Raw genomic sequence first — 9,913 nt, 5'->3', positions numbered from 1 at the left:
AGTGCGTCTCGCCATTGATCTTCACGAAGACCTCGTCCAGATGCCACTGCCAGTTCGAATAAGATCGCATCCGATTGACCCTGTTTCTGCGGATCTCTGCCGCGAACATCGGGCCAAATCTGTTCCACCAATAACGCACAGTTTCGTGGCTGATCTCGATGCCGCGCTCGTGCAAAAGATCTTCAACATTGCGAAGCGAAAGCGGAAAACGAACATACATCATGACGGCCAGACGAATGATCTCGGGGCTCGTCTTGAAGTAGCGAAAAGGGCTGCGTTTTGTCATCCTGCGACGCTAAGTGCTCGCCCTGCCCGCCTCAAGACAAGTTCTTCTGACAGTGCCGATCTTCGACATTCCGAAGTGAAAGAGGGAAACGGATGTACAACATCACCGCAAGGCGAATGATCTCGGGACTGGTTTTGAAGTACTTGAAAGAGGAAGGTTTGGTCATTCTCAATGACTACGCAACCACCCTGCCCCGCTCAAGCCAAGTTCCTCTGACAAGACCCCATAGAGATCTCGCATCGCTATCTTTGGATCACCGAATTACGTGAACCGAACACCTGGCATGATGCACGACTCTGTTCGCAGTGGAACCTAGAAATATATCCTCGAATTCCGGCTTGTGCGAAGCCAAGACTATGCAATCCGCGTCGCTCTCATTTGCGAAGTCAACAATAGCCCTGCCCGCATGCCCAGAGATGAGCCGAGCCTTCGCGCCCGGAACTTCAGAGGCAGTCTGAGGCAGGTTTTCCAGGATTTCATGCCGCGTATTTGCAAGTACTTCGTTGGGAATCTGAGATCCCACGTAAGCGGGAATTGGCTCTTGGACGTGCACCACTGTAAAAACGGCGTCCGCATCGGCCAATTGGCGCGCGGCTTCAAAGGACGCTTGTGTGTCGTGTTCTTGGTCCAGAGCAACCGCGATCAGGATGTTCTTGTACATTTGACCTCCTATCTACCGCTCCGAAGTTTTCATTTTGGTTTTTCGGCAGCAGGAACCCTACACAGGCTCGGACTTTGAAGATTTCCCGGCGCTCTTTGTAGCGGCTACAACGTCATCAACTGTTTTCTCAACAGCTTCAGCTTCGGTTTCAGCGACAAAAGTTACACAATGGGACACGGTTTCGAACCATTCCTGCGCGTCAGCAACCAACCGCTCAGCCGAATGGCGCTGCCATTCCGTCATACTCTGAAGCGCTTTCGATGGATCGGACGGGTTCGCGGAAGACACTTTACGTGCAGCTTGCAGAGCCGTCCGGACCGCCTCATGACGCCGTTCGAACCAATGATGCGCAAAGGCCTCTGTTTCTTCGAGCAATTTTTCTTGTGCGTCCCAAAATTGTTCGATCTGGGCATCGAAGGCTGAATTGCCAGACATAGGCGGCTGCATTTGCTTGAAAACATCCACAAGTGAGGTCGGGCTATTGGTGCTAGATTTCTTTGTCGGCATCGATAATTCCTCCTCATTTCCTGAATGAGTTATTGTGCCACCTGCGGCGCGCCTTTGCCTTAATACAGATCAATTTCCCATATTATGCGGAACTTCGGCTTAAGTTGCGGCGGGACACTCGCATTCTCTTCGACATCGGTTCCTAGCAGGAAGGGTTGGAGTTAGAGTAGTCTAGACAAGAACTTAACGCTTGGTTTTCTATGCACATTACCGGCTTTCTGATTACCCTTGGTGTCCTCTTCCTTGCCGGATTGGCGGCCGACCAACTAGGTCGGACCACGCATCTTCCTCGTGTTACAACCTTACTTTTTCTTGGTCTGATCGCCGGGAACGCCGGAATGGGGTTGATCCCAATCGACGTTGCAATGTGGTTCAACGAGATATCCATTGTGGCCTTGACGATGGTCGCTTTCCTTCTTGGAGGATCATTGACCCGCGAGAACCTGGTTCGGCATGGCCGAGCCATTCTGGCGATTTCGATTTCAATCGTGGTTGCAACCCTTGTTATTGTGTCTGCTGGACTAACCGCAATTGGCGTACCCTTCGGGTTGGCGTTGGTGTTGGCGGCAATCGCTACGGCTACAGCTACGGCCGCCATGACAGACGTGATCAAACAATCTGGAGTGTCCAACAGCTTCACCGAGACAATAAAGGGCGTCGTCGCGATTGATGACGCTTGGGGTCTGATCGTTTTCAGCATCGCCCTCGTTCTGGCCAGTCATTCGGATGGTTGGGCAACCGTCACGACCACAGCGATGTGGGATTTCGGAGGGGCTATTTTGTTGGGTACCGCACTAGGCGTGCCATCCGCTTACCTGACCGGCCGTTTGAAACCGGGAGAGCCAATGCAGGCAGAAGCAGTAGGCATAGTCTTTCTTACAGCGGGCCTCGCGCTTTGGCTGGAGGTTTCATTCTTGGTAGCAGGCATGGTTGCGGGCGCAGTGATCGGGAATCTTGCCCGCCATCACGAGCGTGCTTTTCAGGAGATCGAGCACATTCAGTGGCCGTTCATGATTTTGTTCTTCCTGCTGGCTGGCGCCACGTTGGATATTGAAGCCTTCGGCTAGATGGGCTGGGCTGGTGCTCTTTTCCTATTCTTGCGCGCCGTTGCCCGCCTTGTCGGGGGTTATTGCGGAGCGAGACTGGGCGGCCTGCCTCGCCGTCAGACCCACTGGTACGGTCCCGCTTTGTTGCCACAAGCTGGTGTCGCGGTAGGAATGGCTCTCGTTGCCGGAGAGCAATTTCCGAATTGGGCCGCGTCCATCATGGCCTTTACTCTAGCCAGCACTGTGGCCTTCGAAGTGTTGGGGCCGTCGTTGACTCTCATGTCAATCAGACGTACGGCTGATACGGATTAGTAAATCAGCCAGTGACTAGTCAGTCTGGATCGATTCCAAAAAGGCGAGCAAATTCGCCAACGGCAAGCCTACCATTATTCGTTGCCCATTGGGCAAAGCCACCGCGATTTGTTGGTCTGTCTCAAACACTGCGCCAAAGATTGGCATTTCGCCACCATGGGCGAGCAATTGTGAACGACCATCAATCTGTTCAGCTATGCGATCTATTGGATACACACCGTCGTTTTGGCCCACCAACTTGGTGAGGTCGGGCGTTCGAATAGCCAGCATTTCCGCCATTGGCCCGTCTCCGGTCGCTTCGAAACCGTGACATTGCCAGCAATACGTCCGGTACAAATCGCGCCCCTCATCGACGCTGACGTCCTGCGCCAGAACGGGTCCCGTAACGAACAGTGCCAGTAAAATTCCGCGAACAATCTGCATATGCTCCTCCAATTTACTGCCCCGGATGCAGATCTATTTAAACCGCATCCTTAAGAAACCTCTTTGACCTCGCTCATGTTGAACGCTTCAGCACGAAGATTGGTTTTTCGGTCGAATGGCGCTTGAGCACGCGCCAAGTCCAATCCAGGCGGCCTCCAACTACGCCACTTCGTCATTGACCTCACTCCCCCTTGCGCCCTGGCGGCACTCCTTCCAAAGCGTTCAAATGCCAACGAATTCGCCAGAGGTGATGCGACACGCGATGCAACCAGTCGAGCCCAAGGTTGGTAACAGGTTCCAGAGCATCAAGAATAGCTTTCTACCCTAAATCTCAAACCGCCTCACATGTTAGCTTTGCCTTTAAGTCCGAAGGCAAACGACAGTTGGTTGGGATTCAGCCTCGCAGACCGCCGACCGCGAGTTGATTGACATAGATCAAAGCACCAACAAGAATCACATAGTGAAATACGAATGTTTTAGCGTGTTCTACGTTCACCGGTCTGTCCCCAAGCAAACACAAAGGTGAACGGAATTCTTAAGGAGTGGAAGTTCCACCCAAGGGGGCTCGGCAGGAGTGATGGCGAGCCCCCGTGTTACTTGATTGGCGCCCAATGCGCCCAGGCGTTGAGACACAAGGCATTCGATGCAGCTTTGACCATCGGATTAACCCGCTGCGCCAATCGCGGACAAAAACGAGAAGGACGCCAGTGACGACATTCGGAACAGGCAGTTGCTGGAAATCGCTTATGAACTCTGTTGAACCAAACGAACAGAAACTCAGACGGGCCCTTACGACCCCGTTGCTCACGCTTTATGGCCTTGGAGTAACGGTGGGAGCGGGCATTTACGTTTTAGTCGGCGCAACAGCAGACATTGCCGGACCGTTTGCGGCGTTGTCGTTCGTTGTAGCCGCGCTCGTCGTATCACTCACCGCGCTTTCGTATGCAGAACTCGCAACTCGATTTCCTGTCAGCGCAGGTGAAGCAGCCTATGTTGAGGCGGGATTTCGGAAAAACTGGATGGCGGTTTTCGTTGGGCTTGCGGTGGCAGCCTCGGGCGTTATCTCCGCTTCTGCCGTTGCAATTGGCGCAGCATCATACCTTCACGCTTTGACCGGTTTTGCGATCCCTATTTTGACTATCAGTGTTGTTTTGATCATGGGTCTAATCGCGCTTTGGGGGATCACTGAGTCTGTCTTTATTGCGGCTGTCATCACGATCATTGAGATCGCAGGTCTTCTCTTTGTGATTGGCTGGGGCATGTCGATCCAGGATCCGCAGGGATACGGGATCAGTTCGATGCTTCCGCCGCTGGAACTCGACGCGTGGAGAGGCATTTTCGCAGCATCACTTCTCGCTTTCTTTGCATTTGTTGGCTTCGAGGACATGGCTAATGTCGCGGAAGAGGTTAAAGACCCCGTGCGCACCATCCCAAAAGCGATTTTGCTAACGCTCGTTCTGGCGACCGTGTTGTATCTAGGAACTTCAATGACGGTTCTACTTGTTGTGCCGATCGATGTTCTTTCGACGTCCGCAGCACCCCTCGCGCTCGTGTTTTCAAACGCGCCCGAGGTCATCAAAAAGGGCTTTTCCGCAGTCGCGATTGTGGCGACAGTCAATGGAGTACTGATTCAGATGATTATGGCCTCGCGGGTGATCTACGGACTAGCTGACCGTGACCATTTGCCGAAGGTTCTGGCGATAGTCCCTAAATCAACGCAGACACCAGTAGTTGCTACTTTGCTGGTCGTCGCAATCATCGTTCTGCTGACCCAAACTATACCGATTGGTACCCTGGCAGAGCGCACGTCTCAGATCGTTCTGGGCGTCTTTGTGCTCGTCAACATTTCGCTGATCCAGCTGAAGATGCAGCCGGACGAGGCCGCCAAGCATTTCCGAGTTCCTATTGTGGTACCGATCCTTGGGGTGATCACCAGTGCATTGCTTTTCGGATCTGGATTTCTCTAACTAGACAAAACGACCCAAAGGCCTCAACGAGCTGCCATGGCATATGACGACTGAACAAACTTCCATAGGATCAAAACTTTCGGCCTGGTGGCATAGAACGTTTGTGGATCTGGTTCAGCAGCTGCAATGGTCCTATCTGCCGCCATTGATGGTCTATTTTGCTGCCGGCGTGTCCGGCCTGACCTCGGTCGTCGGTGCTTTTTTTCTAAAAGACTACCTCGATTTATCCGCCTCTTTCGTTGCAGGGCTAGCATTTTGGGCTGGTATCCCGTGGATACTCAAAATGCCGCTCGGTCATGTCGTGGACCTGTTTTGGCGCTGGAAGTCCCTGCTGATCTTGTTCGGCGCGTCCTTGATCACGTTGTCTTTGCTCACCATGTACGGGCTCGTGACCGCACCTGCGCAGATGTCCAGTTTCATGCCGCTGGAAGACTGGTATGTTGTTGCCTTGCTCTTGGCGCCTTCGGGCTATGCAATTCAGGACGTTGTTGCCGACGCCATGACGGTTGAGGCGGTTCCAAAGGTTGACCAGAACGGCGCACCATTTTCGCCGGAAGAAACTCGTGCACAGCACACAACGATGCAGACCCTGGGCAGAGTTTCGATCATTTCCGGGTTTGCGGCGGTTGCGGCTGTAAACATCTGGATATTCTCTGGAACCGAAGAACTGCAAGAATCCGAACGCCTTGCGCTTTATGGCCAAGTATATCTGATAGCTTTGACCATCCCGGTGTTGTCCGTTAGTGGAGTCGTTCTTCACAGCTTTATCCAGCGTCAGCTTATTAAGCGCGGCCACCGGCCACATACGCCGGATGAAGCCACCGAAGTCAAATGGTCCATATTGCTCGGCGGCTTTGCATTCGTTGTGCTCAGCATCGTGCTGGGAACCGCAGATTTCGAATTCGCGCAAGAGACCGTTTTTGCGGTTTCCCTGATGGTGATCCTTTACCTCATGTCGCGTCTGCTGAAGGAGTTGGAACCAGCCCAAGCCAAAGCCTTGATCGGGACAGCGACAATCATTTTTGTATTTCGTGCCGTTCCTCTGCCGGGACCAGGCCTGACTTGGTTTGAAATCGATGAACTGGGGTTCGATGAGCAATTCCTGGCAATTCTGGCTTTGTTGACTTCGATGCTGGCCCTGCTCGGGTTAATCGTCCTTCGACCATTTATGGCCAACCGCTCGATTGCGCATGTGGTGGTGTTGCTAACGATTGCGGCGGGCGTTCTCGCCCTGCCTAACCTTGCCCTCTACTACGGTGTGCACGAATGGACGGCGGCGCATACCGGCGGACTTGTCGACGCAAGGTTCATTGCCATTCTTGATACAGCTGTTGAATCGCCGCTTGGACAGATCGCCATGGTCCCGATGTTGGCTTGGATCGCACGCAATGCCCCTGTTCAGTTGAAAGCGACCTTCTTCGCGGTGATGGCATCGTTCACAAACATGGCTTTGTCGGCCAGCAGCCTCAGCACCAAATACCTCAACCAAACATACGTCGTCACTCGCGCCGTCACAAATCCAGAGACCGGTGAAGTCACGTCTACCGCGGACTACAGCCAACTTGGGTACTTGCTGATCTCCGTGGCCGTGATCTCGATGATCGTTCCACTGGCCACAGTGTTCATTGTTCAAAACTCGCGCTTCCGAACGAGCGAATGATCACTGGCTTTCGACCTCTCCTAGCAGAGCTCTGAGATGTGAGACCGGGACGCCGATGTTTGAACCGCCAAACTCGGGCAGGATCGCAGCATTTACGGCAACGACCTCGCCCCGCCGATTCAATGCTGGCCCTCCACTCCCACCGGCCGTGGTCTCGGCGTCATAAACTATAGCGCTACCGCTTGTCCGCGCAACTATCCCCCGGCTTGCTAGCGGGTGTATCTTGCTTTGTTCTGAAAGCCGGGACGCTATCGACCAAAAATTCAACGTCCCTTCTGCTTCCAGTTCCTCTAAAAAGCCCGGACCAGCCTGCGCGATCAATGCCCTCAAACCCGTTGGATACCCCAACAGATAGAGCTCTTCACCTACGCGCGACGTGGCATCCGCCAACGGAATGCCGAGGTCGTGAACGCGGCTAGGCTCTACTGCCAAAATCGCCAAGTCTGCCGCTTCGCTGAACCGGACCAAACGCGCCTCTATTGGTTCCGTCTGATCAGGCAAATAAGCCAGCAACCTCAACATTTCAGGCTTGAGACCAGCCTCGTTCAGCGCTTTTTCTCGACTCCCCGAGGTCCAGGGCAAAGCGACATGGCGGTTGGTGGCCATCAACGGCACCCCAGCAATCAAAAAACCGGTTCCGGTGAACTGAAATTCTGCAGGTTCGCCGGTCCCGTCCGGTTCGATCCAAGGCTGGCCAAACGGGGTTTTCAGGTTTTCTCCGTTCGGTCCCAAAACGTGCCGTAATATCTTCCCGCTTTCCACGTGGCGCAATCCATAAGCTCCCTGAAGGAAAGCTACAGATCGAGTAGAGGCAGCTATCACCCGCGTGGGTGCCACCGCCCGTTGCTCCAAGGTTCCAAGACGCTGCTCAGTCGACAAAACCTGGTTCTCAAAAGCGTCACGCAACGAAGCCAAGTCATCAGGCGTAAGTGCATCTTCTCGCGTCTGAGCGAGCATAACCGCGACCGCTTCGATCTTGCGGGACTCCTGTCCGATACTATCCGCCAAGCGCCGGTCGTTTTGGTAAAGTAGGTAACCAAACCCCGCGATCACAAGAAGCGTTGCAAGTACTGTGATCCTGAAAAGTATCGTGGTCTGAGACGCAAGCCGCCGCCCACTATCGCGCAGGGCACCAGACATCTTTTTGGCGAAGGGTCGACGGCTCGTTCGGGTGTAAGCATATGCGTCACTGAGAATATCTTCGACTGTGTGGTGTGCGGGAAATGAGTGATCGCACAACCTGTATCGAGACATAGGGCCCGTTTCGCCGAACTCGATCATGTCGCCATGCCTTAGAGACACCGATGAAGCATTTTTCCCGTTTACCCATACATTGCGCCCTGCTGGCGCGGTTATTGTGTAACCATCGTCTGCCCACTGTAGGGTGGCAATATCGCTATCATGGGGAGGCAGGTCATCCCTAGGTCGAAGGCTTAGCACCCTTTCATCGTCAACTGAAACAGTTAGGGTTTTATCGACAAGCCAGTTCACGTTTCCGCGCGATGGACCTGTCAGGCTCTCCAGAAATGCCCGCACCTCACCTTCACCACCATTCCCTGAGGATGTAATGCTACTCGCTTCTGGATTTCGCATTATGACCCCCTTTTCCAAACGCGTGAGGGCATTCTACCACGCTGCAACACCAAACCCATGGCTTGGTGCGAATGTACATAAAACGCATTTATACAAACACTTGCGATGTCCGCCCGGATTCAAAAAAACATCTATCAGGCCGCAGCTCAAAGAAGGCCGATCCATGATCGGCCCTCTGATTTGGCATTTTCAAGCCCCGTATCGAGCCAACAGACCGTCTATTTCGACGATACCTTGATCTTACGGCTTGGGTCCTGAGGCTCAGTCTTCGGCATTTCGATATGCAGAACGCCTTTGTCGAATGTTGCTGAAATCTTGTCGATTTCCACAGTGTCTGGCAGCGACATGGCTCTGGAAAAACTGCCATAGCTTGTTTTGCTGACACGCAGATCGCCCGTTTCATCATGCGCAATCTTCTTCTGACCGCGCAGGATTAGCCTGCGATCCTTGATTTCAATTTCCACATCATCCTCTTCGAGCCCTGGCAATTCAGCCGTCAGGACGGTGCTGTCAGACTAATTCGAACCAGTCTCAGTTTGCCGCGGAAACCGCGAACCTATCCGGAACAGAGTTGACGCCACTCGCTAAGAGCGGCGGCGCGGGTCAGCTTGAAGGTGTCCCGGCTGGTGAGCGATCTTTCCTGGTTGAAGTGGTTGTAGACAGAGGAATGGACGGCGGCGAATTTCTGTAAACTTCGCATGCGCCTGAAACGCTGCATCGCGCGTTCTCTTCGTCGGAAAGGCAGGTGCGAGTTCTCGACGCGGTTGTTGAGCCACCTGCCCGTCCTTTGTTTTTCGGTAGCACCAAGCTCACTGAGTGCGGCCCGGTACGATGCGAAGCGATACGTGACGACGGTTTCCGCTTTACCGTATCGCCTCATCAATTTCTTAAGGAATTTCAGTGCTGCAGCTTTGTTTCGGCGTTTGGTGACAACGGCTTCCAGTACCTCGCCTTCGTGATCGACGGCCCGCCAGAGGTAGTGTCTCTTGCCATTCACCTTCACGAAAACCTCGTCCACGTGCCACTTCCATTTCGAGAACGCGCGCAGCTGCTGAACACGCTTCCGCCTTATCTCAGCAGCAAACATCGGGCCAAACCTGTTCCACCAATATCGGACAGTTTCGTGGCTCACGTCGATGCCTCGCTCGTGCAGCAGATCTTCGACATTCCGAAGCGAGAGCGGAAATCTGATGTACAGCATCACCGCAAGGCGGATGATCTCGGGATTGGTTTTGAAGTAGCAAAATGGATTGGGTTTTGTCATCCCACGAAGCTACGGACCCCCCTACCCGCCTCAAGCCGGCTTCCTCTGACAATGCCTGAATGACCTCCGGACTGGTTTTGATGTACTTGAATGGCGATTGTTTAATCATGCGCGAAGGCTACGAGAGCACCCTGCTTGCCTCAACCCAAATTCATCTGACAAGACCAATCGGACACCACTTCCAAAAATACATT

The 9,913-nt window shown here is 53.6% G+C and carries 9 protein-coding genes and 1 pseudogene; 3 read left to right on the top strand and 7 right to left on the bottom strand.

The genetic code is table 11. The features are described from left to right. The 3 genes and pseudogenes from DK510_RS05230 to DK510_RS05215 form a co-directional block, all read right to left on the bottom strand. Positions 1–286: pseudogene (locus DK510_RS05230) on the bottom strand (IS6 family transposase); the annotation flags it as partial. 253 nt (positions 287–539) lie between these two features. Further along, positions 540–947 (bottom strand): universal stress protein, encoded by a 408-nt coding sequence (locus tag DK510_RS05220; protein ID WP_109311224.1) that lies wholly within the window; start codon positions 945–947, stop codon positions 540–542. A 57-nt stretch (positions 948–1,004) separates the two neighbouring features. Then, entirely contained in the window at positions 1,005–1,454 is a 450-nt protein-coding gene (locus tag DK510_RS05215; protein ID WP_109311223.1) for a phasin family protein, read from the bottom strand. Between the two features lie 200 nt (positions 1,455–1,654). Between DK510_RS05215 and DK510_RS05210 the strand changes: the two genes are divergently transcribed. Beyond that, on the top strand, positions 1,655–2,521 hold the full coding sequence (locus DK510_RS05210; RefSeq protein ID WP_234998933.1) for a cation:proton antiporter: 867 nt from the start codon (positions 1,655–1,657) through the stop codon (positions 2,519–2,521). Positions 2,522–2,827: 306 nt separating this feature from the next. Here the strand turns inward: DK510_RS05210 and DK510_RS05205 are convergent, their stop codons facing one another. Next, entirely contained in the window at positions 2,828–3,235 is a 408-nt protein-coding gene (locus tag DK510_RS05205) for a c-type cytochrome (RefSeq protein WP_109311222.1), read from the bottom strand. A gap of 746 nt (positions 3,236–3,981) precedes the next feature. Here DK510_RS05205 and DK510_RS05200 point away from each other — a divergent pair. Both DK510_RS05200 and DK510_RS05195 read left to right on the top strand, forming a co-directional pair. Next, positions 3,982–5,202 carry an APC family permease gene (locus DK510_RS05200; protein WP_160116452.1) on the top strand — a complete coding sequence of 407 codons (1,221 nt, stop codon included), beginning with the start codon at positions 3,982–3,984 and terminating at the stop codon, positions 5,200–5,202. Positions 5,203–5,245: 43 nt separating this feature from the next. Further along, positions 5,246–6,862, top strand: coding sequence for a hypothetical protein (locus tag DK510_RS05195; RefSeq protein WP_109311220.1), 1,617 nt, complete (start codon positions 5,246–5,248; stop codon positions 6,860–6,862). Here the strand turns inward: DK510_RS05195 and DK510_RS05190 are convergent, their stop codons facing one another. The 3 genes from DK510_RS05190 to DK510_RS05180 all read right to left on the bottom strand — a co-directional run bounded on the left by DK510_RS05190 (position 6,863) and on the right by DK510_RS05180 (position 9,719). Beyond that, positions 6,863–8,455: a trypsin-like peptidase domain-containing protein gene (locus tag DK510_RS05190; protein WP_109311219.1), complete on the bottom strand. Its 1,593-nt coding sequence runs from the start codon at positions 8,453–8,455 to the stop codon at positions 6,863–6,865. Positions 8,456–8,673: 218 nt separating this feature from the next. Continuing rightward, positions 8,674–8,955, bottom strand: a complete 282-nt coding sequence (locus DK510_RS05185; RefSeq protein ID WP_109311218.1) for an Hsp20/alpha crystallin family protein — start codon at positions 8,953–8,955, stop codon at positions 8,674–8,676. Between the two features lie 56 nt (positions 8,956–9,011). Beyond that, complete coding sequence (locus DK510_RS05180) at positions 9,012–9,719, bottom strand: IS6 family transposase (protein ID WP_109311217.1); 708 nt, start codon at positions 9,717–9,719, stop codon at positions 9,012–9,014. Positions 9,720–9,913: the final 194 nt, after the last annotated feature.

The organism is Ruegeria sp. AU67 (assembly GCF_900312795.1).
Classification (GTDB): domain Bacteria; phylum Pseudomonadota; class Alphaproteobacteria; order Rhodobacterales; family Rhodobacteraceae; genus Ruegeria; species Ruegeria atlantica.
The sequence above is the reverse complement of the archived record's forward strand: the minus strand, read 5'-3'. Positions and strand labels throughout refer to the sequence as shown.

Bases quoted from the DNA above. Each gene is read 5' to 3' on its own strand.
- DK510_RS05220 (WP_109311224.1), bottom strand. From the start codon at position 947: ATGTACAAGAACATCCTGATCGCGGTTGCTCTGGACCAAGAACACGAC.
- DK510_RS05215 (WP_109311223.1), bottom strand. From the start codon at position 1,454: ATGCCGACAAAGAAATCTAGCACCAATAGCCCGACCTCACTTGTGGAT.
- DK510_RS05210 (WP_234998933.1), top strand. From the start codon at position 1,655: ATGCACATTACCGGCTTTCTGATTACCCTTGGTGTCCTCTTCCTTGCC.
- DK510_RS05205 (WP_109311222.1), bottom strand. From the start codon at position 3,235: ATGCAGATTGTTCGCGGAATTTTACTGGCACTGTTCGTTACGGGACCC.
- DK510_RS05200 (WP_160116452.1), top strand. From the start codon at position 3,982: ATGAACTCTGTTGAACCAAACGAACAGAAACTCAGACGGGCCCTTACG.
- DK510_RS05195 (WP_109311220.1), top strand. From the start codon at position 5,246: ATGACGACTGAACAAACTTCCATAGGATCAAAACTTTCGGCCTGGTGG.
- DK510_RS05190 (WP_109311219.1), bottom strand. From the start codon at position 8,455: ATGCGAAATCCAGAAGCGAGTAGCATTACATCCTCAGGGAATGGTGGT.
- DK510_RS05180 (WP_109311217.1), bottom strand. From the start codon at position 9,719: ATGACAAAACCCAATCCATTTTGCTACTTCAAAACCAATCCCGAGATC.